This is a genomic window from Bradyrhizobium sp. Pa8 (assembly GCF_052588265.1).
Genome location: NZ_CP176767.1, coordinates 223,704 through 244,113 on the forward strand (window position 1 = coordinate 223,704; position 20,410 = coordinate 244,113).

The window sequence follows — 20,410 nt, forward strand, 5'->3', positions numbered from 1 at the left end:
GAGGGGACAAAGCGATGACGAAGACGATCGCCGATCGACGTCGCAAGCTGCGGATCGCGCTGGCGCTGACGGGGCTTTCCGTCATGCTCGGCGCCTGCAACACCACCGGTGACATCGTCACCCAGACGGTGCCGACCGACTATCGCCAGCGCCACCCGATCGCGGTGCAGGAAGCCAAGAAGTCGATCGTGATCTTCGTCGGCAAGGCGCGCGGGGGCCTCTCCGCCGCGCAGCACGCGGACGTCGCGGGCATTGGCCGGGACTGGGTGCGCGAAGGCACCGGTTCAGTGGTCGTCGACGTGCCGACCGACGCTGCGAATTCGCGCGCCGCGGCGGCGACCTATCACGAAATCCGGTCGGTGCTCGCATCCGGCGGCGTTCCGTCGCGCGCCATCGTCCAGCATCCCTATCGCCCCGAGGACCCCGGACTGCTGCCGACCATCCGCCTGAGCTATTCGAAGATCGCCGCGGTCGCTGGCCCCTGCGGGTTGTGGCCGGAAGACGTCGGTCCGAACATCCTCGATCCCGGCTACAACGAGAACCGGCCGTACTTCAATCTGGGCTGCGCCAGCCAGCGCAACCTCGCGGCCATGATCGACAACCCCGCCGACCTCGAGCAGCCGCGGGCGGAGACGCCCGCCTACACCGCACGGCGCGAGATCGCCTTCGAGCGCTACCGCAAGGGCACGGCGACCACGACCATGTATCCCGAGGCCGAAAAGGCCAAACTCAGCGACACCGGCAAATGACAAGTCTTCACGACGACGAAGAAGCGGACGACCCGCGGCACCCCGAGGACCACATTGCGCCGGTTCCTCGCATCTCGGTGCAGGCCTTTTGCGAGAGCGAGCAGACGCTCGCCGCGATCACCGCGGCCGGGCAGGATCGCCGTCTCGCCAAGGCGCATCTCACCGCCAAGGGCGGCGGCCTTGCCGCGGCCATCGAAGTCTATGACACGATGCCGACGCCGAACGTCATCGTGATCGAATCCGACGGCACACGCGATATCCTCGAGGGCCTCGACGATCTCGCCGGCGTCTGCGATCCCGGCACCCGCGTGGTCGTGATCGGCAACCCCAACGACACCGCGCCCTATCGCGAGCTGGTCCGCCGCGGCGTCAACGACTACGTGGTGGGACCGGTCGAAACCCTCGACGTCGTCCGCTCGATCTGCAGCCTGTTCTCGGCGTCGGAAGCCATCATCACCGGCCGCGTCATCGCGGTGGTCGGCGCCAAGGGCGGCGTCGGTGCGTCCACGGTCGCGCACAACGTGGCCTGGACCATCGCGCGCGACCTCGCGCTCGATTCCGTCGTGATCGATCTCGACCTCGCCTTCGGCACCGCCGGCCTCGACTACAACCAGGACCCGGCGCAGGGCATCGCCAACGCGGTGCTCTCGCAGGACCGGCCGGACACGGCGCTGATGGAGCGTCTGCTCGCCAAATGCACCGAGCGCCTCAGCCTCCTCGCTGCGCCCGCGACCCTCGACCGCGTCTACGATTTCGGCGCCGAAGCTTTTGATGCGATCTTCGACACGCTGCGCATGACGACGCCCTGCATCGTGCTCGACGTTCCCCACCAATGGTCGGGCTGGACGCGCCGCGCGCTCGTCAATGCTGACGACATCGTGATCGTGGCCGAGCCCGATCTGGCCAATTTGCGCAACACCAGGAACATGCTGAGCGTGCTCAAGGCGGCACGGCCCAACGACCGTCCGCCGCTGTACTGCATCAACCAGGTCGGCATGCACAAGCGCGCGGAGATCGACGTCAAGGCGTTCGCCAAGACCATGGAGAGCCAGCCGATCGCGGCGATCCCGTTCGACTCGAAACTGTTCTCGACCGCGGCCAATAACGGCCAGATGATCGCGGAGGTCTCCAAGAACCACCGCACCACCCTTCTGTTCCAGAACATGGCGAACCGGCTCGCCGGGCGTGGCGAGGTGAAGAAGCCGAAGCGCTCGCTGCTCGGGCCGCTCCTGAAGAAGCTCAAGGGCAGGGCGGGTCGCGGGTCAGCCCCGCATCGCAAGGTGTCGTAAGGGCGAGAGCGTTTTCGAGCGAAGTGGATACCGGTTCGCGCCAGGACAACGCGTAAAAAAGAATCCAGACGAGGGCGCGCTATTTCTCCGCCCGCTGCTGCTTCTTCGCCAGCAACTGCCGCAGCGCCGTGACCTTTGCCGCGGCCTGATCCAGCGGCAGGTCGGCCTTCACGATGGTCTCGGCCTCGGCCTGCTTTCCCTGCAGTCCCACGACGAGCGCCAGATTGGCGCGCACGCGGGAATCGGCGCGATTGCGCTCATAGGCGCGGCGCAGCGTTTCCTCGGCCCGCGGCAGATTGTTCTGGAGCATGTAGGACAGGCCGAGATTGGACAGAACCTGCGGCTCCTCGGGCACGATCTTCAGCGCCGCCGCATAATATTGCTGCGCCTCTTCGTTGCGGCCGAGCTGATCGAGCGCCGCGCCTTGCGCCGACAGGATGCGCCAGTCCGGATCCTCGGGCGTATGCGCGCGGCTGAGCACATCGAACGCCTGTTGGAAATTACCGCTGTCGGCGAGCGCGCGGCCGTAGCCGGCGAGCAGCGCCTTGTTGCTGGGATGGGCGAGCACGGCCTGCTCCATCACCGCAACGGCCTGGGCGCGCTGGCCGGTCTCGCGCAGCGCCATGCCATATTCGAGCGCAACGTTGGGATCGGAAGGCTTGGCGCGATAGCGCTCGCGAAGCGCGTCCATGTCCGGCTTCGGGTCGGCCTTGCCGGCCGTTTCCGACTTGCCACCGAGCGCGCCGGTGACGTCCTCCAGACTCGTGGTCTGGCAGCCGCCGAGGGCAAGCATCACGAGCGCAGAAAGCAGGAATCTCGCCGACGGAGAGGCAAGGGACGAACGCTTGGGCATACTCTGATCACTCGGCGACTGATCAGCGATGCTTACCGATTAACGCTAAAGTCCAGTTAAGGAACCTGGTCCGTCCGGCTCAATCGGTGAACTCGGCCCCGAATTCGCAGCCGATGCGCCAGCGCAGGCGGCATTGGCGGGAATAATCGGGCGCGAAGATGATGGTGAATTGCGGCGGCACTTCCAGAAACTCCGCCACCACTTTCACGCCGCCATCCGAGATGTCCGTGATGGTGCAATCCCTCGGCAGCGAGCCCGCGCCAAAGTGAATCTTGGCGAGCCGAGTGCATACCCGTCGTTCGCTTCTGCGGCGATTTGCAAGCATTTGAATTGTTCACCCGTTAGACCACGGCCCATCCCGCAGCTCTAGGAGTAGCGAACATTCGTTGGGATGTGCTGATGAGAGCCGCTCGCATTCGAGGCGTAGTGTCTGCGTGATGTTTACGACCGGTTAGGGTTTTCCAGGGCCTCTGACATGTTCTTGTATTGTTCTTGCAAGAAAGATCGGGCTCTGCTACCCCTAATTGTGCGAGAGGGCAGGCTGGTTCGGGCATGGTTCAACGGGTTTCTACCGTCGCCTTTGAGGGGATCGAGGCCCGCGCGGTCGACGTGCAGGTGCAGGTCGCGCCCGGCCTGCCGGCCTTTGCCATCGTCGGCCTGCCGGACAAGGCGGTATCGGAGGCACGGGAGCGCGTCCGCTCGGCGCTGATTGCCTCAGGGCTGGCGCTGCCGGCGCGGCGGATCATCGTCAATCTGGCGCCGGCCGACCTGCCCAAGGAGGGCAGCCATTACGACCTGCCGATCGCGCTCGGGCTGATGGCGGCGATCGGCGCGATACCGCCGGATGCGCTGACCGGATTTACCGTTCTCGGCGAGCTCGGCCTCGACGGCTCGATCGCGCCGGTGGCCGGCGTGCTTCCCGCCGCGATCGGCGCCAATGTGCGCGAGGAAGGCTTGATCTGTCCGGCGGCCTGCGGCTCGGAAGCGGCGTGGGCGAGCCCGGACATCCAGATCATCGCGGCACAATCGCTGATCCAGATCGCCAACCATTTCAAGGGCACGCAGGTGCTGTCGCGGCCCACGCCGCGCGTGCACGAGGTCGCCGCCTCCCCGCTCGACCTGCGCGACATCAAGGGCCAGGAGAGCGCCAAGCGCGCGCTGGAGATCGCGGCCGCCGGCGGACATCACCTGCTCATGATCGGCGCGCCCGGTGCCGGCAAGTCGATGCTGGCGGCGCGCCTGCCCTCGATCCTGCCGCCGCTGTCGCCGGGCGAATTGCTCGAAGTCTCCATGATCGCCTCCGTTGCCGGCGAGATCGAGGGCGGCGCGTTGACCGCGCGGCGGCCGTTCCGCTCGCCGCACCATTCCGCCAGCATGGCCGCGCTCACCGGCGGCGGCATCCGCGCAAAACCCGGCGAGATCTCGCTGGCGCATCAGGGCGTGCTGTTCCTCGACGAGCTGCCCGAATTCGATCCGCGCGTGCTGGATTCGCTGCGCCAGCCGCTGGAGAACGGCGAGGTCTCCGTCTCCCGCGCCAATCATCGCGTGACTTATCCTGCGCGCTTCATGCTGGTCGCGGCGATGAATCCGTGCCGCTGCGGCCATGCGTTCGAGCCCGGCTATGCCTGCAAGCGCGGCCGCATCGATCGCTGCACCGGCGACTATCAGGCGCGCATCTCCGGTCCGCTGATGGACCGCATCGATTTGCGTATCGAGGTTCCCGCGGTGACTGCAGCGGATCTGATCCTGCCGCCGGCGGCCGAGGGCTCGGCGGAAGTCGCCGCGCGCGTGGCAGCCGCGCGCGACATCCAGCTCGCGCGTTACGCGGATGCGGGCCTGCCGCGTGTTCGCACCAATGCCGAGGCGCCGGCCTCGGTGTTGGAAGACATCGCAAAGCCGGATGCGCAAGGCGCCAAATTGCTGCGCGACGCGGCCGAGACCATGCGGCTGTCGGCGCGCGGCTATCACCGCGTGCTGCGGGTGGCGCGCACGCTCGCCGATCTCGACGGCGCCGAGAAGATCGGCCGGCTGCATCTCGCCGAGGCGCTGTCCTACCGCGCACTCGCGGAGGATGTGCGGCAGATGGCCTGATCATTCCGCGCGTCAACCCGGCGGTAACGAGTTTCCTTTACGCTCTGCAAACCATAAGGCCCAAACGTTCCCAGTACGAGTCCACACAGGGCCGGGCGAGTAGAGTGTCATGTTGCGTTTCAAGATCCTGGCCTCGGTTGTTCCCTTGTTGGCGGCCGCGGTGTTCGCCCGCGGCGAGATCGGATCGGTCTCGCATCCCTGCATCGCGCTGGGCGAGACTTCAGTCGAGCTGACATCCCTGTTCTGGACGGCCGGCGTCCATGTCGCCTTCACCGACGATCTGTCGCGGGCCACGGTGCGGGTTCAGATCACCGACGATCCGGACGCGGCGGACTTCGCGGTCGTGGACGACGGTCTGAGCTTTGAACCGGACTCCTGCCAGGCCAATCCGGCAAACCGCCTTGTCACGATTGCCGCGGAGCCGGTCGACGGCGGCCCGGTGATTTACCTGTCCACCGACGGGCCGGCCGATTACCGCATCTATGTGCGCTCGAAGACCTTTTCGCAGCGCGAGGCCGCGGCGTTGATCGTCGGCGCCAATGGCGGCCACCGCCCGCTCCCGCTCCAGGCCGCCTCGCTCTGAGGCGTTAACACCTCATCAACCCTGTTTGGAGGCCGAACCAAGGCCTCAAGCTGTTCGCAAGGTCGGCGAGACATCGTCGCAATTGGCGGCGCGGGTTTCGGAGCAAGAGTCGGGGTCGATGGCGATGGATCGGACGTTCCGGATCAAGGTGCGCATGCGCCGCTTCAGGCGACAGCACCCCCGCATCGCGTTCGCGATCCGCTCCTTCATGATCTTCTCGGCGACGTTCGGCGGCGCCTATGGCTTCGTCTCCGGCAGCCGCTCCGAGAACTCCGGCTACGACCCCAATACGTTTGCGGTCGGCGCGAGCTTCCTGTTCGCGCTCGCCTGCCTCGGCCTCGCCACGCTCAGCATGCGGCTGCGCTTCGTCAACAAGCGGATGCGTAAGCTGGCCGCCCACAACGAAACGCTGATCGACCGCAATTGGGAACTGAAGGAGGCCGAAGAGCGCGCGCGCAGCCTGTTCGAACAGCAGGGTGACCTGATCGTGCTGCGCGACCACCAGGGCCGCATCACCTTCGCCAACGACGCCTATTGCGCGCTCGCGGGACAGGGGCGCAGCGCGCTGGTCGGCACGCGTTTCGATTTCGACGTCCTCGCGCAGGGCGACAGCGCCCGCGAAAGCAACGGCACGCGCATTCACGACCAGAGGATCACCACCCCGCACGGCGCGCGCTGGATCGCCTGGCGCGAGGGCTATGTCCGTCTCGATGCCGGCCAGCCCGCCGAACTGCAGAGCGTCGGACGCGACGTCACCGACCGCACCGAGACCGAGCGCGCGCTGTCGGACGCGCGCGACCAGGCCGATGCCGCCAACCGCGCCAAGTCGCGCTTCCTGGCGATGGCCTCGCATGAGATCCGCACGCCGCTCAACGGCATCATCGGCATGGGCGGCCTGTTGCTCGACACCACGCTCACGCCGGAGCAGACGACCTATGCCAGGGCGGTGAAGACCTCCGGCGAAGCCTTGATGGCGCTGATCGAGGAACTGCTCGACTATTCCAAGATCGAGGCCGGCAAGCTCGATCTCGACCAGCGCCCGTTCGCGCTCTCGACCATGATCGAGGAGATCACCGAGCTGCTCGCGCCGCGCGCACAGGCAAAGACGCTCGAGATCGCCGCCTATGTCGACGAGCGCCTGCCGCTCGAGGTCGTCGGCGACGCCGCCCGGCTGCGCCAGGTGCTGCTCAACCTCGCCGGCAACGCCGTCAAGTTCACCGCGACCGGCGGCGTCGCGCTGATCGTCGAACCCGGCATCTGGCCGAACGAGATCAGTTTTCTCGTGCGCGACACCGGCATCGGCATCGCACCCGAGGCGCGAACGCGCATCTTCCGCGAATTCGAGCAGGCCGACGAGCGCGTCGCACGCACCTATGGCGGCACCGGGCTCGGCCTTGCCATCAGCGAGCGCATCGTCAAGCGCATGGGCGGCCGCATCACCCTGGAGAGCGAGCCGGGCAAGGGCTCGACCTTCGAGGTCGCGATTCCGCTTGCGCCATCGCAATCCGGCGCGGGACAGACGACGTTCCCAAGCCCTGATCTCACCGGCAAGTCGATGCTCCTGATCGCCGACGGCATCGAGGCCTCGCTGATCGCGCGGCGGCTGGAGCGCTGGGGCGGCCAGACCTGCCTCGTCTCGGATGGCGCCGTCGCAGAGGCGCTGCTGCCGGAGCGCTCATGGCATGCGGTGCTGGTCGATCGTGCGATCGGCGCCGCCATCGCCGACCGTCTCGGCGAGGTCGCGCGCAAGCATGCGGCGCAGCGGCTGGTGCTGCTGACATCGAGCTCGCGCCACGAGAAATTTTCAGCGTCCTTCACCGGCTTTCTGATCAAGCCACTGCGCGCGGCTTCGCTCGCGGCACGTCTCGCGCTGACGCCGGAGGTCGCCTCGCCCGAACTGGCGCCGGAGCCGCCGGCTGCCTCCCCCGCCGGCGTCGTAACGGCAAACGGCCTGTCGATCCTCGTCGCCGAGGACAACGAGATCAACGCGCTGCTGATGCGCTCGCTGCTGACCAAGCTCGGCCACCGCGTCGTCATCGCCGGTCATGGCGAGGCGGCGGTGGAATCCTGGCTCGCCGCGTCATCCGCCGGCACGCCCTACGATCTCGTGCTGATGGACATCCAGATGCCGCAGCTCGACGGAATCGAGGCGACAAAACGCATCCGCACGCACGAGGCCGCCAAAGGCGGCCACCACACGCCGATCCTCGCGCTCACCGCCAATACGCTGGTGGAGGATCGCTATGCCTGTTTCGAGGCGGGCATGAACGGATTTCTGGTCAAACCGCTCGACCGCGACAAACTGGACGAGGCGCTGGCCGGGCTGGCGGCGGCGCGCCATCTGGCGGTGTAGGAAGGTCTCTCCTCCGTCATTGCGAGGAGCCCTTGCGACGATACAATGCGGCCTACAGCCGTCGCAGCGCCACGCTCGCCACCGTGTGGTCGGCGCCCTTCTTCAGGATCAGCGTCGCGCGGGGGCGGGTCGGCAGGATGTTGTCCTCGAGATTGGCGAGGTTGGTGCGTTCCCAGATCGCGATCGCGGTGGCGGTGGCTTCCTCGTCCGACAACAGCGCGTAGCGGTTGAAGTAGGATTTTGGATTGGTGAACGCGGTGTCACGCAGCGCCAGGAAGCGCTTGATGTACCATTGCCGCAGCGCCGCCTCGTCGGCGTCGATATAGACCGAGAAATCGAAGAAGTCGGAGACGACGGGTACCGCCTTGCCGTCGCGCGGCAGCTTGCCGGTTTGCAGCACGTTGACGCCCTCGACGATCAGGATGTCGGGCTGGTCGATCTCGGCCCACTGGTTCGGCACGATGTCGTAGGTCAGATGCGAATAGACCGGCGCGCGCACGTGGCGGCGACCGGCCTTGATGTCGGAGAGGAAGCTGAGCAGCAGCGGCAGGTCGTAGCTCTCCGGAAAGCCCTTCTTCTGCATGATGCCCTGCCGCTCCAGCACGGCGTTGGGATACAGAAATCCGTCGGTGGTGATCAGTTCGACCTTCGGACGCGGCGACCAGCGCGCCAGCAGTGCCTGAAGCACGCGGGCCGTGGTGGATTTTCCGACCGCGACCGAACCGGCGACGCCGATGATGTAGGGCATCTTGCGGTCGCGGATGTTGAGGAACTGGCGCTCCGCGTAATACAGGCGCTGCATCGCATCGACATAGATCGACAGGAGGCGCGACAGCGGCAGGTAGATGTCCTCGACCTCCTGCAAGTCCAGGCGATCGTGCAGTGAGCGCAGCCGGTCGAACTCGCCTGGCTCCAGCGTCATCGGCGTGTCGTCGCGCAGTCGCGACCACTGCTCGCGCGTATAGACGCGGTACGGATTATACTGCTGCTCGGGTGCGCGGATATCCATGACGCGACCTTTCCGTTGGGATCTACTAACCCTTGCGGGACGCCTTTTCTTCCAATCCGGACATATTCGTCCGCTTGTCCAGCGCGGCCTCGACCTCCTCCAGCTTTACGCCGCGGGCCTTGAGCAGCACAAGGAAGTGATAGAGCAGGTCGGCGCTTTCAGCGATCAGATGCGCGCGATCGTTTTCGACTGCTGCGATTACGGTTTCGACTGCTTCCTCGCCGAACTTCTTGGCGCAATGCTCGGCGCCCTTGTCCAGAAGTTTGCGGGTATAGGACGCCTCGCCGCCGGCCGCCGCGCGGGCGTCGATGGTCTCGGCCAGATCGTGGATCGTGAAACGCGACATCGGAATTACTCGAAAAACACACAAGGCCACGGAGGCCATTCCCCGCAGGCCTATGTAGCATTTTTATGAACGGGAGTCGTCAGGCATCGAGGCGCATGGCCAGTCCGCGCCGGGCCATGTGCTCCTTGGCTTCGCGGATGGTGAATTCCCCGAAATGAAAGATCGAGGCGGCCAGCACAGCCGTGGCGTGGCCGTCGCGGATCCCGTCGACGAGATGATCGAGATTGCCGACGCCGCCCGAGGCGATCACGGGAACGGGAACGCTGTCGGCGATCGCCCGGGTCAGCGGGATGTCGAAGCCCTGCCGGGTGCCGTCGCGGTCCATGGAGGTGAGCAGGATTTCGCCAGCGCCGAGCGAGACCACTTCCTGGGCATATTCGATGGCATCGATGCCGGTCGAGTTGCGCCCGCCATGGGTGAAGATCTCCCAGCGGTCGCCGCCCGGACGCTTGACCCGCTTGGCGTCGATCGCGACCACCACGCACTGTTCGCCGAATTTCTCGGCGGCTTCCTTGACGAACTCGCGGCGCGACACCGCCGCGCTGTTGATCGAGACCTTGTCGGCGCCGGCGCGCAGCAGCGTCTTGATGTCGTCGACCTTGCGCACGCCGCCACCGACGGTCACGGGCATGAAGCAGGCCTCCGCCGTACGCCGGACCACGTCCAGCATGATGCCGCGGTTCTCGTGGGTCGCGGTGATGTCGAGGAAGGTGAGCTCATCGGCACCGGCGGCGTCATAGGCGATCGCGGCTTCGACGGGATCGCCGGCATCGCGCAGGTCGACGAAGTTGACGCCCTTGACGACCCGGCCGTCCTTGACGTCGAGGCAGGGGATCACGCGCACCTTGAACATGTGTCAGCTCCTAGGCGGTGCGCGCGTTGCGGATCAAGGTGAGGGCGGCGGCGGGCTCGAGCCGGCCGTCGTAAAGCGCGCGGCCGGCGATCGCGCCGGCGAGCTTCCTGGCGCGCGGCGTCAGCATCGCCTTGACGTCCTCGATCGAGGCGAGGCCGCCGGAGGCGATCACGGGAATCGAGATCGCATCTGCCAGCGCAATGGTCGCATCGAGATTCAAGCCTTTGAGCAAGCCGTCGCGCGCGATGTCGGTGAAGATGATGGCAGCGACGCCTGCATCCTCGAAACGCCGCGCGATTTCGAGCACCGTCACCTGCGAGGTCTCGGCCCAGCCTTCGACGGCGACCTTGCCGTCGCGGGCATCAAGCCCGACCGCGACGCGGCCGGGGAATTTCCTTGCAGCCGCCTTCACCAGTTCAGGGTCGCGCACCGCGGCGGTGCCGATGATGACGCGGGTGATACCCTTGTCGAGCCAGGCTTCGACGGTCGCGAGATCGCGAATGCCGCCGCCGAGTTGCACCGGGATCTTGATCGTCTTGAGCATCGCCTCGACCGCCTGCGCATTCACCGGCTTGCCGGCAAAGGCGCCGTCGAGATCGACGACGTGGAGATACTCGAAGCCTTGTTCGACAAAGCTCTGCGCCTGGGCTGCGGGATTGAGGTTGAACACGGTCGCGCGCGCCATGTCGCCTTGCTCGAGGCGCACGCACTGGCCGTTCTTGAGGTCAACAGCGGGAAAAAGAATCACGGCTTCCATCGCAAAAAGTTCGAGATCAGGGCCAGGCCGAAACGCTGGCTTTTCTCGGGGTGGAATTGGGTGCCGATGGCGGTGTCCTTCGCGACGATCGCGGTGACGGGTCCACCGTAATCGGCGCGCGCGAGCACGTCCGCCTCGTTGGCGGCGTTGAGGTGGTAGGAGTGCACGAAATAGGCGTGCTGCCCCTTGGGGCCGAGCGGCAGCCTGTCCAGCACCGGATGCTCGCGCAGCATGTCGAGCGTATTCCAGCCCATGTGCGGGATCTTCAGGCTCTCGTCGCGCGGTGTGATCTTCTCGACGTCGCCACCGATCCAGTTCAGACCGTCCGTCGTGACATGTTCCTTGCCGCGGCTCGCCATCAGCTGCATGCCGACGCAAATACCAAAGAAGGGCCGCGCCTTGACGCGCACCGCTTCGGTGATCGCCTCGACCATGCCGTTGACTGCATCGAGCCCGCGCCGGCAATCGGCGAAGGCGCCAACGCCCGGCAACACCAGACGGTCGGCACTGTAGGCCTGGTCCGGATCGCTGGTGACGAAGACCTTTTGCGGGATCTCCAGGCTGCGCGCGGCGCGCTCGAATGCCTTGGCGGCGGAATGCAGATTGCCTGAACCGTAATCGATGATGGCGACGCTCATCTTGACCCTCCCGGTTCTGGAAACAATCCAATGATGCCGCCCGACGGCAGCGGTGGCGGATTTGAGAATTGCTGACCCGGCACGTTGCGGGTTGGCGGCGGGCCGCCGCGATCGACGGCCCATTGATCGTTGACGATGCCGCGCTGCTTCTGGCTCCAGCGCTCGAAGAAACGCCGCTCGGCAGTGTCCTCGTCATCGGAGATGACGACGTCGAGCTGGCGCCACTTGCCGCGCGACAGCGTCCAGCGGCGCAGGCTCGAGGCCTCGAAACCCATCAGCACCGCGACGATCATATTGGCCAAGAAGATCGAGCTGCGGCCAACGCCGAGGCTATGCAGCCCTGCATCGAATGCAGCCAGGAAAATCACCCAGCCGATCAGCGCCAGCCAGAGCCTGTTCCAGAGCAGCCAGAACGGCCCGAAGATCATCGCCCAGAAATGAAAACCGTCGCGCACGAAGACGAACTTGTCGGTCGCGCGCAGATCGGCTCCGGCAGGGGAGGGAGCATGAACTGTGTAGACAGGCATGGTGATGCCCCGTTCCTAGGAATTCAGTGATACCGCAAGCGGCGCGTGCCGCCGGCCGAAAGACGTCAGCCGCCGAGCGAGCCCTTGGTGGACGGGATTTCGCCCACGGCCTTCGGATCGATCGCGACGGCAGTGCGCAGCGCCCGCGCCAGGCCCTTGAAGCAGGACTCGGCGATATGGTGGCTGTTATCGCCATATAGGGTCTCGACGTGAAGAGTCACGCCGGCGTTCATGGCGAAGGCCTGGAACCACTCGCGCACCAGCTCGGTATCGAACTCGCCGATCTTGTCGCGGGGGAAGTCGGCTTTGAACACCAGGAACGGGCGGCCCGAGATGTCGATGACCACGCGCGACAGCGTCTCGTCCATGGGCATGTGCACGCCGGCATAACGGGTGATGCCTGCCATGTTGCCGAGCGCCTGCTTGACCGCCTGGCCGAGCGCGATGCCGGTGTCTTCGGTGGTATGGTGATGATCAATGTGCAAATCGCCAACCGCCTTGACCGTGAGGTCGATGCGGGAATGGCGGGCGAGGAGATCGAGCATATGGTCGAAAAAGCCGATGCCGGTCGCGATATTGGCCACGCCGGTGCCATCAAGGTTCACGGTGACCTCGATGTCGGTTTCCTTGGTCTTGCGCTTGATCGTCGCGGTGCGCATTGAAAAGCGGTTTCCATTTTGATTTTGAGCATGATCTTGTCGGAAAACCGGTACCCACTTTTCCGGATCATGCTCTTTTGGACCGAAAACGGCGGTCTTTTAACAGCCAAATGACGCCTTCGCTACTGCGGGAACGGCTGGCCGGGCCTCTACTTCTGCCTATGGTGAGCGAAATGGGCCCGGAGCGGCCCGTTGTACGGTCGGTCCCGACCGCCTAAATTCAGGTTTGACAGCGAGGTATTTGATGCAGGATTCCCAGAACAGCGCGCCGGGCTGGCACGGCACCACGATTTTGACGGTCCGCAAGGGCGGCAAGGTGGTGGTCGGCGGCGACGGCCAGGTCTCGATCGGCCAGACCGTGATCAAGTCCAACGCCAAGAAGGTGCGAAAACTCGGCAAGGGCGACGTGATCGGCGGCTTTGCCGGCGCCACGGCCGACGCCTTCACGCTCTTTGAGCGGCTGGAATCCAAGCTCGAGCAGTATCCGGGGCAGCTGACCCGCGCTGCGGTGGAGCTCGCCAAGGACTGGCGGACCGACCGCTATCTGCGCCGCCTGGAGGCCATGATGATCGTGGCCGACAAGGACGTCTCCCTGGTGCTGACAGGCACCGGCGATGTGCTGGAGCCCGAGGCCGGGGTCATGGCGATCGGCTCCGGGGGCAATTACGCCCTGGCCGCCGCGCGGGCCTTGATCGACACCGACAAGGATGCCGAGACCATCGTCCGCCGCTCCCTCGATATCGCCGCCGACATCTGCGTCTACACCAACCGCAATCTGACCATCGAGAGCCTGGCGACCGGCTAGACCAGACCGAACAGGACATGGCGCCCGCCTACACCTTCCGCCCGATGAGCACGGCCGATTTGCCGCTGATCCGGCGGTGGCTGGGCGAGGCGCATGTGCGGGAATGGTGGGGCGATCCGGACGAGCAGTTTGCGCTCGTGAGCGGCGATCTCGATGAGCCGGCGATGGACCAGTTCATCGTGTTGGCTGGCACCCACCCGTTCGGCTATCTTCAATGCTATCGCCTGACAGCCTGGAATACCGGCTTTGGGCCGCAACCGGAGGGCACCCGTGGGATCGACCAGTTCATCGGCGAAAGCGACATGATCGCGCGCGGCCACGGCTCCGCGTTCATCCGCCAGTTCACCGACGGCCAGTTGCGGCAGGGCCTGCCACGCATCGTCACCGATCCCGATCCGCTCAACGCACGTGCCGTGCGCGCCTATGAGAAGGCCGGCTTCGTCCGCGACCGCATGGTCGAGACGCCGGACGGGACGGCGCTGCTGATGGTGCGCGGGCCGTGACGCTGACGAGCACGCACGAGAGCAAGGTCGCCGTACCGCCGTTCGCCTGGGTCGGTATCGCGCTGCTGCTGCTGGCGCTGCAGGCCTCGATCCTGTTCGCGATGGGACGGGTGCCGATCTGCACCTGCGGCACCATCAAGCTGTGGCACGGCGTGGTGAACAGCTCGGAGAATTCGCAGCAGATCGCCGACTGGTACAGCTTCTCGCACGTCCTGCACGGCTTCCTGTTCTACGGCTTGACCTGGCTGCTGTTCGCGCGCCTGCCATTGCTGCGGCTGTCCCTTCCAAGTTTATCCTGGCCGGCGCGGCTGATCATCGCGATGCTGATCGAAGGCGCCTGGGAGATCGTCGAGAACTCGCCCTTCATCATCGAGCGCTACCGCGCCGGCACGATCTCGCTGGATTATTACGGCGACAGCATCGTCAATTCGGTCTCGGACACGCTGTTCATGATGCTGGGGTTCCTCGCCGCGCGCGTGCTGCCTGTACCGGTGACCGTCCTGCTCGGTCTCGCCTTCGAAATCATGCTGGCGCTCCACATTCGCGACAATCTGACGCTCAATATCCTGATGCTGATCCATCCGATCGACGCCGTGAAACAATGGCAATCGGGTCCGCCCATCATCTGACGTAAAATGCGGCTTGTCCCGACCCGCATCTGATCCTAGCTAAGGTCCCATGACAGACTTCTCTCCCCGCGAAATCGTCTCCGAACTCGACCGTTTCATCGTCGGCCAGGCCGATGCCAAGCGCGCCGTCTCGATCGCGCTGCGCAACCGCTGGCGGCGGCAGCAGCTCTCCGGCTCCTTGCGCGAAGAGGTGCTGCCGAAGAACATCTTGATGATCGGCCCCACCGGCGTCGGCAAGACGGAGATCGCGCGACGGCTCGCCAAGCTCGCGAACGCGCCGTTCCTGAAGGTGGAAGCGACGAAATTCACCGAGGTCGGCTATGTCGGCCGCGACGTCGAGCAGATCGTGCGCGATCTCGTCGAGGTCGCAATCGCTCAGGTGCGTGAGCGCAAGCGCAAGGACGTGCAGGCACGCGCGCAGCTCGCCGCCGAGGAGCGCGTGCTCGACGCGCTGGTCGGCGCCAATTCCAGCCAGGCAACGCGCGAATCGTTCCGCAAGAAGCTGCGCGCCGGCGAGCTCAACGACAAGGAAATCGAGATCGAGACGCAGTCCTCGGGCGGCGGCATGCCGATGTTTGAGATCCCGGGCTTGCCCGGCGCGCAGATGGGCGCGGTGTCGATCGGCGACATCTTCGGCAAGCTGGGCGGGCGCAGCAAGACGCGGCGCCTGACGGTGGAAAACTCGCACGAGATCCTCGTCAATGAGGAATCCGACAAGCTGCTGGATACCGACCAGCTCACGCTGGAAGCGATCAGCGCGGTCGAGAACAACGGCATCGTGTTCCTGGACGAGATCGACAAGATCTGCGCGCGCGACGGCCGGGTCGGCGGCGACGTCTCGCGCGAAGGCGTGCAGCGCGACCTGTTGCCGCTGATCGAAGGCACCACGGTCTCGACCAAGCACGGCACGGTGAAGACCGATCACATCCTGTTCATTGCGTCCGGCGCCTTCCACGTCGCGAAACCGTCCGACCTGTTGCCGGAATTGCAGGGCCGCCTGCCGATCCGCGTCGAACTGCAGGCCCTGACCCGCGACGACATGCGCCGCATCCTGACCGAGCCCGAGGCCTCGCTGATCAAGCAATACGTAGCGCTGTTGCAGACCGAGGGCGTGACGCTCGACATCACCGACGGCGCCATCGACGCGCTGGCCGACGTCGCGGTCGCCGTCAATTCCACCGTCGAGAACATCGGCGCGCGGCGGCTCCAGACGGTGATGGAACGGGTGCTGGACGAGATCTCCTTCACCGCCCCCGACCGCAGCGGCGAGACCGTCAAGGTCGATGCGGATTTCGTGCAGAAGCACGTCGGCGACCTCGCCAAGAACGCCGATCTGAGCCGGTTCATTTTGTAATTCGGCTGCGGTCAGCTATCTATCTCGCCGTCGTCCCCGCGAAAGCGGGGACCCATACTCCCCGGCGGTTCTTGTTGGAAAAGATAGCGGCTCCAGCCTTGGCTCAAACGACATCCTGTGGTTATGGGTCCCGGGTCGCGCGGAGCCTGTCATCGGGCCGCGCTTTGCGCGGACCCGGTGGCTTGCCCGGGACGACAGCGGGGGTCGCTCGCACCACTTCAGGTGCGGCGTGACCGCAAATATCCTGCAAAATCCCTGGCGTATCCTGCTCGCGATCAATGCGGCGGTCATTGTCGGCGTGTTCGTCCACAAGGTCCAGCTGCCGCCTTACGTCCCCTACATCCATCTCCTCGTCGACTACCATTTCGGCTTCATCAAGCGGGCGCTGATCGGCGCCATCGTCGCGCTGTTCACGGACAAGGTGCCGGTCTGGCTGGTGTTCGCGCTCGGCGGGGCGACATGGCTGGTGACGCTGGGACTGTATGCCAGATTATTTCAGAAAACGTTCGGCTTCACCGCGAAGACGCTGCCGCTGTTCGTCTTCATCGCGGGCTCGCCGTTCTTCCTGAAGAACTTCATGCACACGCTCGGCCATTTCGACATCTATGGCTGCGTACTGGCGATCATCCTGCTGCTGATGCCGGCGGGCTCGCTGCTGTTCGTCGCAACGGCCGCGCTGTTCTCGATCGTCCTCGTGCTGATCCACCACATTCATCTGCTGATGTATGTGCCGACGATCATCACCATCGTCGTGATCAGGCACTACCTCGCGCATGGCGTCACCAGAGCGAATGCCGCGTTTGGTTTGGTGGCATTGCTTTGCGTGAGCGCGCTGTTCTTCGCGGCGCAGTTTTTGGGAACGATGCCGATCCCCGAAGCGGATTTCGTTGCCTATCTGAAGACCCGGATGGCTGATCCGGCGCGGACCGACCTGCTGCAATTCGCGTACATCTGGTACCAGCCGCTGGCGAAGGAGGTTTCGGATACCTGGGGCCGCCTGCCGCACAACATCCTCGGCGTGCCGGTGTTTGCCCTGCTGATCTGGCTGCACACGCCACTCTGGCGCTATTTTGCCGGCGTGATCGGCGCGCTCGCGAACGACCTGCACCGGCGCCTCGTCGTCGCGGCGCTGATCGGCATCAGCCTCGCCTATCTCGTGATGTTTGCGATGGTGTTCGACTATTCGCGCTGGATCTCGAACTGGGCAGTCTGCCTGTTCCTGATCCTGCATGCGGTGAAGATGCTGCCGGCCAAATACAATGCACCGCTGATCGCGTCGGAGGATCGGAAGACAAATATCTTCGGCCTGATCCTCACGCTGATCCCGCGCGTCGGAATCGTCCGGCCGTTCTAATACCTCGCCCGGCGTATCCGCACATAGAGCGCGCCCTCGCCGCCGTGGCCGATATGCGCCTCCTCGAACCCGACGACGAAGGCGCGGAATTCCGGCAGGCTCAGCCATTCCGGCACCTGGCGGCGGAGCACGCCGCTTTCGCCGCCGCTCCGTCCCTTGCCGGTGATGACGAGCACGAAGGTCAGGCCGTCGTGATGGGCGCGGTGCAGGAAGCCGGTCAGGGCCCGATGGGCGCGTATCTGGGTCATGCCGTGCAGATCGAGCCGCGCCTCGATCTCGCTGCGGCCGCGCGACAATTTTGTGCGCTCGCGCTTGCCCAGCGGTGCCAGCGGCGGCATGGCCGGCTTTGCGACGCGCACAGCCGGCGCGGCGGCGATCGGCCGTGGCGATGGCGCAGATCGTGTGGCCGGCGCTGCCGGTGAAGGCTCGGTGCGCGGCGGGGCATGCGTCTTTGCCGCGCGATGCTTCCGCAGCGGCTTGACCTGTTTTGCGACGAGGTCCCACAGCTCGCGCTCCTCCTCGCTCAGCGCGCGGCGGCGCGGCGAGGGACGAGGCTCCAGCACGGGCGGACGGGACGATCGCTTCATTGCTGCCGATGGGAACGATTCTTGACTGGCCGCCGCGGCTCCTGAACGGGCTCTATCACGGGACGGGGCACCGGCAACGGGACCGGATTGGCAACGGCGACTGTCTCACCTTTGCCTTGTGCCACGGCTGCGGCCGGAGCCGCCGGCTTGGTCTGATCCTTGACCGAATCCTTGGCAGGATCGGTCTGCGGAAACAGCTTTGCGATCTTCTCCGAGGGACGCGGGTCCGGCACCGGCAACCGCGCGGCGCGCACCGCGGGATCTAGGCCCTTCGGTACCAACATGACAAAGTGCATGGGATGGCGCAGCCGTCCCGAGACGCGGCCGGCATCCGCGCCGGCGCCGAAATAGAGATCGGCGCGCGCGGGGCCGATGATGGCCGAGCCGGTGTCCTGCGCGATCATCAGCCGGTGGAACGGCGTCTTGGAGCGTTCGGAATCGATCGGCAGCTCGCCCTCGATAAAGAACGGCGTGCCGTAGACGTGCAGCGCCTTGTCGACCGCGATCGAGCGGCCGGCGGTCAGCGGAATGCCCTGCGCACCCACCGCTTCTTCCTTGTCGGACAGGTTGACCTCGCGGAAGAAGATGTAGGAGCGGTTCTGGCGGCGGAGATCCTTGGCGCCATCGGGGTTCTGCGCCATCCATTCCCTGATCTTCTGCATCGACATCTCTTCCTTCGGAATGATGCCGCGCTCGATCAGGACACGACCGACGGCCGTGTAGGGATAGCCGTTATAGGCGTCGTAATTCAGCCGGACCGTGCCGCCGTCGTCGAACTTGATCCGCGCCGAGCCCTGGATCTGGGCGAACAGCAGATCGGTCGGGTCCTTCAGCCAGGCGATCTCCAGCCCGCGGCCGGCGATCTTGCCGTCCTCGATCTCGCCGCGATCGTAATAGGGCACCAGCTTGCGGCGGCCGATCTTGCGATAGACCGGGCCCTTGTTGGGCAAGCTGACCGAGTCCTGCTTGTAGCCGCGCACGAACAGGTTCGAAGGTCTGCGATAGACCGGAACGTTGTAGATGTCGGTCTGCGTCCGCGATCCCTCCAGCACCGGCTCGTAATAGCCGGTGACGAAACCGTCGGGCTCGCCGAGGCGCGAGATCCGCAGCGGCGCAAAATTCTCCTCGAAGAAGGTCCTGGCTTTGGCGTCGTCGGCGAGCTCGAGCGACTTAGCGGCCCGGCAGGGCTCGCTCAGCGAGCCGCCAAGCGCCTTCGGTTCGGCCGCACCGGTCTGCGCATTGATCGTCCGGCAGCTCGCGCGGAACGTCTTGTAGGCGGCCAGATGGTCGTCGTCGCTCCAGCCTTTCACGTCCGCCCAGGTCAGCGGCAGATATTGCGCACCGGGGATTTCGAACGGCAAAGGGAGTTGCGGATAGGGCAAGGCGCGCGGCGGGGCGGCGGGGAGTGCCGGGGGATGATGGTGATGGCTGCGATAGTGACGCCGCGCCGCCTCGGCGCCGAGCGAAAACGACGACAGCACGACGGCACCTGCGCAAAGCGCCGTCGCGCTGTTCTTCAGGAAATTCTTAATTCGCGCTTCCGGTGCCAACCAGCTTCCAGTTTGGATCGCGAGAGGTGATATCGCGGGCGAAGGTCCAGATGTCGGTGATGTCGGCGACCGTGTCCGCACTACCGTCGACGATATTGCCGCTCTTGTCGCGGGTGGCCGAGATCATCTGCGAGACGAATCGTATGGTGAGCTGCGCCGTGCGGTCGCGCAGCTCGGCGCCGACGAGCTCGGCCTTGTCGATCGAGACAAAACGCGTCTCGGTCTTCTGCTCGTTCTTCTCGCGGTCCTTGATGGCGGCATCGAAGCTGTCATAGACCTCCGACGACAGCAGGTCGCGCAATGCGCGGCGGTCGCCATTGGCAAAGGCCAGCACGATCATCTCGTAAGCGCCGCGAGCACCCGAGATGAAATGGCGCGGGTCGAAGGTGGAATCCTTATCGACGATAGCGTCGAGACCCTGGGCGAGCGCGGTACCTGGCTCGGTCAGGCCCTTCCAGCGGTCGGAGGGCGGGGCCGGCTCGGCGGTCGGCGCCAGCGGAGCCTGATCGATCACCTTGCCCGGCATGGTCACGACGTTCTTGTCCTGGGCACCCCCCAGCGCATTGCGGGCGGCGGTGCGGTCGAACGGCGGCCGCTCGTTACCCGTCCGCTGTCCCAGCACGCTGCGCAGCCTCAGAAAGATGAAGACCGCCAGCGCCAGGAAGATGATGGTGTAGATGTCCACGTCGTATTCGCTTTCTGGTCTTCGCTAAAAGGGGCCGTCTCGGTCGTCGCCGGGAAAATCAATCCGGCCAGTAGACCGTTCCATACGGGAACGGCAAGTCTACATCACCATTTTAGGTCCGCGCGTCTGGTCCGTGGGATGTAGGCACGAAATCTTGCCCGGCCAATGGCGCCTTTTGGCACAGCGCCGAGTGTAGCGCGTTTTATGCTTAAGGGGAAACCCGATCCTGCCCGGAA

General features: G+C 65.4%; 22 protein-coding genes. 10 read left to right on the forward strand and 12 right to left on the reverse strand.

Annotated elements, in window-relative coordinates; translation table 11 throughout:
- The first annotated feature begins 14 nt into the window (after positions 1 to 14).
- Together ACKWRH_RS00975 and ACKWRH_RS00980 are read left to right on the forward strand one after the other, a co-directional pair.
- On the forward strand, positions 15 to 749 hold the full coding sequence (locus tag ACKWRH_RS00975) for a CpaD family pilus assembly protein (protein WP_445218955.1): 735 nt from the start codon (positions 15 to 17) through the stop codon (positions 747 to 749).
- The gene (locus ACKWRH_RS00980; protein ID WP_445218956.1) at positions 746 to 2,038 is read left to right on the forward strand and encodes an AAA family ATPase; all 1,293 of its coding nucleotides are present in this window, start codon (positions 746 to 748) and stop codon (positions 2,036 to 2,038) included. Before ACKWRH_RS00975 ends, ACKWRH_RS00980 begins: the two co-directional genes overlap by 4 nt.
- A gap of 79 nt (positions 2,039 to 2,117) precedes the next feature.
- Here ACKWRH_RS00980 and ACKWRH_RS00985 read toward each other — a convergent pair whose 3' ends face one another.
- Positions 2,118 to 2,891, reverse strand: a complete 774-nt coding sequence (locus ACKWRH_RS00985) for a tetratricopeptide repeat protein (RefSeq protein ID WP_445218957.1) — start codon at positions 2,889 to 2,891, stop codon at positions 2,118 to 2,120.
- A 79-nt stretch (positions 2,892 to 2,970) separates the two neighbouring features.
- A complete protein-coding gene (locus ACKWRH_RS00990) occupies positions 2,971 to 3,216 on the reverse strand; it encodes a PilZ domain-containing protein (protein ID WP_027534981.1) in 246 nt (81 codons plus the stop codon).
- Between the two features lie 227 nt (positions 3,217 to 3,443).
- Here ACKWRH_RS00990 and ACKWRH_RS00995 point away from each other — a divergent pair, with 227 nt between their 5' ends.
- The 3 genes from ACKWRH_RS00995 to ACKWRH_RS01005 all read left to right on the forward strand — a co-directional run bounded on the left by ACKWRH_RS00995 (position 3,444) and on the right by ACKWRH_RS01005 (position 7,918).
- Positions 3,444 to 4,982, forward strand: coding sequence for a YifB family Mg chelatase-like AAA ATPase (locus ACKWRH_RS00995; RefSeq protein WP_445218958.1), 1,539 nt, complete (start codon positions 3,444 to 3,446; stop codon positions 4,980 to 4,982).
- A 109-nt stretch (positions 4,983 to 5,091) separates the two neighbouring features.
- Positions 5,092 to 5,565 carry a hypothetical protein gene (locus tag ACKWRH_RS01000; RefSeq protein ID WP_445218959.1) on the forward strand — a complete coding sequence of 158 codons (474 nt, stop codon included), beginning with the start codon at positions 5,092 to 5,094 and terminating at the stop codon, positions 5,563 to 5,565.
- 118 nt (positions 5,566 to 5,683) lie between these two features.
- Complete coding sequence (locus ACKWRH_RS01005; protein ID WP_445218960.1) at positions 5,684 to 7,918, forward strand: ATP-binding protein; 2,235 nt, start codon at positions 5,684 to 5,686, stop codon at positions 7,916 to 7,918.
- 52 nt (positions 7,919 to 7,970) lie between these two features.
- Here the strand turns inward: ACKWRH_RS01005 and coaA are convergent, their stop codons facing one another.
- The 7 genes from coaA to hisB all read right to left on the reverse strand — a co-directional run bounded on the left by coaA (position 7,971) and on the right by hisB (position 12,707).
- A complete protein-coding gene (gene coaA / locus ACKWRH_RS01010; RefSeq protein ID WP_028150152.1) occupies positions 7,971 to 8,927 on the reverse strand; it encodes a type I pantothenate kinase in 957 nt (318 codons plus the stop codon).
- 25 nt (positions 8,928 to 8,952) lie between these two features.
- A complete protein-coding gene (locus ACKWRH_RS01015) occupies positions 8,953 to 9,273 on the reverse strand; it encodes a phosphoribosyl-ATP diphosphatase (protein ID WP_445218961.1) in 321 nt (106 codons plus the stop codon).
- Positions 9,274 to 9,352: 79 nt separating this feature from the next.
- Entirely contained in the window at positions 9,353 to 10,126 is a 774-nt protein-coding gene (hisF, locus tag ACKWRH_RS01020) for an imidazole glycerol phosphate synthase subunit HisF (protein WP_028150154.1), read from the reverse strand.
- A 10-nt stretch (positions 10,127 to 10,136) separates the two neighbouring features.
- Entirely contained in the window at positions 10,137 to 10,874 is a 738-nt protein-coding gene (gene hisA, locus ACKWRH_RS01025; RefSeq protein ID WP_445218962.1) for a 1-(5-phosphoribosyl)-5-[(5-phosphoribosylamino)methylideneamino]imidazole-4-carboxamide isomerase, read from the reverse strand.
- Positions 10,871 to 11,521, reverse strand: coding sequence for an imidazole glycerol phosphate synthase subunit HisH (gene hisH / locus ACKWRH_RS01030; RefSeq protein ID WP_445218963.1), 651 nt, complete (start codon positions 11,519 to 11,521; stop codon positions 10,871 to 10,873). Before hisH ends, hisA begins: the two co-directional genes overlap by 4 nt.
- Positions 11,518 to 12,048 carry a DUF2628 domain-containing protein gene (locus tag ACKWRH_RS01035; RefSeq protein ID WP_445218964.1) on the reverse strand — a complete coding sequence of 177 codons (531 nt, stop codon included), beginning with the start codon at positions 12,046 to 12,048 and terminating at the stop codon, positions 11,518 to 11,520. Before ACKWRH_RS01035 ends, hisH begins: the two co-directional genes overlap by 4 nt.
- A 65-nt stretch (positions 12,049 to 12,113) precedes the next feature.
- Positions 12,114 to 12,707, reverse strand: a complete 594-nt coding sequence (gene hisB, locus ACKWRH_RS01040) for an imidazoleglycerol-phosphate dehydratase HisB (RefSeq protein WP_014490808.1) — start codon at positions 12,705 to 12,707, stop codon at positions 12,114 to 12,116.
- A gap of 244 nt (positions 12,708 to 12,951) precedes the next feature.
- On the opposite strand from hisB, the gene hslV reads away from it, so the two are divergent.
- The 5 genes from hslV (at position 12,952) to ACKWRH_RS01065 (ending at position 17,352) form a co-directional block, all read left to right on the forward strand.
- The gene (hslV, locus tag ACKWRH_RS01045; RefSeq protein ID WP_282521736.1) at positions 12,952 to 13,512 is read left to right on the forward strand and encodes an ATP-dependent protease subunit HslV; all 561 of its coding nucleotides are present in this window, start codon (positions 12,952 to 12,954) and stop codon (positions 13,510 to 13,512) included.
- A gap of 17 nt (positions 13,513 to 13,529) precedes the next feature.
- On the forward strand, positions 13,530 to 14,015 hold the full coding sequence (locus ACKWRH_RS01050) for a GNAT family N-acetyltransferase (protein WP_445218965.1): 486 nt from the start codon (positions 13,530 to 13,532) through the stop codon (positions 14,013 to 14,015).
- Positions 14,012 to 14,644, forward strand: coding sequence for a DUF2585 domain-containing protein (locus ACKWRH_RS01055; RefSeq protein ID WP_445218966.1), 633 nt, complete (start codon positions 14,012 to 14,014; stop codon positions 14,642 to 14,644). Before ACKWRH_RS01050 ends, ACKWRH_RS01055 begins: the two co-directional genes overlap by 4 nt.
- Before the next feature lie 49 nt (positions 14,645 to 14,693).
- A complete protein-coding gene (hslU, locus tag ACKWRH_RS01060; RefSeq protein WP_445218967.1) occupies positions 14,694 to 15,998 on the forward strand; it encodes an ATP-dependent protease ATPase subunit HslU in 1,305 nt (434 codons plus the stop codon).
- 229 nt (positions 15,999 to 16,227) lie between these two features.
- On the forward strand, positions 16,228 to 17,352 hold the full coding sequence (locus ACKWRH_RS01065) for a hypothetical protein (RefSeq protein ID WP_445218968.1): 1,125 nt from the start codon (positions 16,228 to 16,230) through the stop codon (positions 17,350 to 17,352).
- Here ACKWRH_RS01065 and ACKWRH_RS01070 read toward each other — a convergent pair.
- Genes ACKWRH_RS01070 through ACKWRH_RS01080 form a run of 3 tightly spaced genes read right to left on the reverse strand, consistent with a single transcriptional unit; the run spans position 17,349 to position 20,174 of the window.
- Positions 17,349 to 17,939 (reverse strand): Smr/MutS family protein, encoded by a 591-nt coding sequence (locus ACKWRH_RS01070; RefSeq protein ID WP_445218969.1) that lies wholly within the window; start codon positions 17,937 to 17,939, stop codon positions 17,349 to 17,351. The genes ACKWRH_RS01065 and ACKWRH_RS01070 overlap by 4 nt on opposite strands.
- On the reverse strand, positions 17,936 to 19,489 hold the full coding sequence (mltA, locus tag ACKWRH_RS01075; protein WP_445218970.1) for a murein transglycosylase A: 1,554 nt from the start codon (positions 19,487 to 19,489) through the stop codon (positions 17,936 to 17,938). The genes ACKWRH_RS01070 and mltA overlap by 4 nt, the downstream gene beginning before the upstream one ends.
- Positions 19,467 to 20,174, reverse strand: coding sequence for a Tim44/TimA family putative adaptor protein (locus ACKWRH_RS01080; protein ID WP_445218971.1), 708 nt, complete (start codon positions 20,172 to 20,174; stop codon positions 19,467 to 19,469). Before ACKWRH_RS01080 ends, mltA begins: the two co-directional genes overlap by 23 nt.
- Positions 20,175 to 20,410 lie beyond the last annotated feature (236 nt).